Here is a 1,410-nt window from a genome sequence, read left to right as displayed (position 1 = left end):
CAGCCGGGGACGATCAGCGGCCCGTGCCGCCACCGCTGGGACGCGGGCATCGGCGACCATGCCACGCTTGACGAACGGGGCGAGGTGGTCCTCGGGCAGCCAAGCGACTGGGTGAACAGGCCGGCGAGCGCGTCCAGGTGGCGGCGGAACCGGACGGCGACGCCCCCAGCCTGTTCACCCTTCTGAACGGCGCCCGCCGCTACGGCGCCTATACCCAACAGGACGACGGCTCGGGCGTGTGCGCGCTCGTAGCCCTCGATCACCGTCAAGTCCAGACGGGAAGGTGTGCGCAGCCTTCTCGATCTGGTCCGTGCTGAGTTGCCTGAACCCGGGAATGGGCAGATCCTCCTCCCGCCTGACCGCTCCCAGGACCTCCTCGGCCATGGGGCCGGGCTCGGGCATTTCCCGCCCCCACGCCCTCGTCCGCACCCCGGGCCCGCCCGATGCCTCGCTCTGCGACGTTCCGCGCCCGGTCGAACACGTGACGAATCGTCTGGGTCGCTGCCCCGCCCAAACCGCCGTTCCCGCCTTCCCGCGGGCCGAAGCTGTTGGCGGATGCGGCCACAGCGCGGGCATGCCCAGCGAGGCTGTCCTCCAGTTCCTCCATCAGTTGCTCGTCCTGGCGGCGCAGGAAGCCGAGCAGGTCGGCGGTGCGCTGGTCGTCCACCTGTTCGGCGAGGGCCTCCCCGGCCCGGCAGGCCGCCAGCGCACGCGCCGCAGCCGCGTACTCGTCCTCCGCGTTCCTCAGCTGCTGTCGCGGATTGGCCAGGCCCCCGCCGGGCAGCACTCCCCTGACGACCTTCGAGGCAACGGTCACTGGCAGCATCGCCGTGCGCACGACCCCGTGTGAGACAGAGCGCGTCACACTCGCTGCGATGCCCAGTACCCCCAGCGGGTGCAGAACGCGCTCCCGGCGTTCGACGCACTGGACGCCGATCTGGACCTCAGCGGCCTGGCGTTCGAGCATCTGCCGGTACGGTCCCGGCGGAGTGACCGTCGCATCCGCCCGGAACCGGTCGAGGACCGCGGCATGCGCCTGGCGCACATCCTCCAGCGCCGGTACCAGTTCCTCCGTCATCACAGCCATGCGGTGCTCCCTGAAGGAAAGATGGTGCGGCAGTCCGCCGCACGCGAAAGCGGCCGCCCTGGGCGAACCCCCGTGGCCGGGCAACCAGCACCATCCATCCTGTGGGAACCACACCAAGATCGCCTGCGGAGGGCAGCCGGAGCCTTGCCGGCTCGCTGGACACCGCGTGCCGTTGACGCAGATGGACACCTGTACCGCATTGGTCTGTTGGGGTGGAGGCCAGGCCGCCGTACGCGCGCGAGGCGCATCCACGTTCGCGTGGTATGGTCGTCGATGCCCGCGTCCCAGCGGTGGCGGCACGGGCCGCTGATCGTCCCTGGCTC

At 71.0% G+C, this 1,410-nt stretch carries 2 protein-coding genes; both read right to left on the bottom strand.

Annotated elements, in window-relative coordinates:
- A partial coding sequence (locus tag AQJ91_RS57255; RefSeq protein ID WP_234383488.1) for a hypothetical protein occupies positions 1–269 on the bottom strand: 269 nt, incomplete at its 3' end.
- Entirely contained in the window at positions 266–1,087 is an 822-nt protein-coding gene (locus tag AQJ91_RS54260) for a hypothetical protein (RefSeq protein ID WP_067036794.1), read from the bottom strand. The genes AQJ91_RS57255 and AQJ91_RS54260, both read right to left, overlap by 4 nt.
- Between the last annotated feature and the right edge of the window lie 323 nt (positions 1,088–1,410).

The sequence above is a fragment of the Streptomyces dysideae genome, from assembly GCF_001514305.1.
Lineage (GTDB): Bacteria > Actinomycetota > Actinomycetes > Streptomycetales > Streptomycetaceae > Streptomyces > Streptomyces dysideae.
Note: the sequence above shows the minus strand (reverse complement) of the source record. Positions and strands in the feature narration are given on the sequence as shown.

What these genes read in the sequence shown, in the direction of transcription:
- AQJ91_RS54260 (WP_067036794.1), bottom strand. Translation starts at nt 1,087, where the DNA reads ATGGCTGTGATGACGGAGGAACTGGTACCGGCGCTGGAGGATGTGCGC.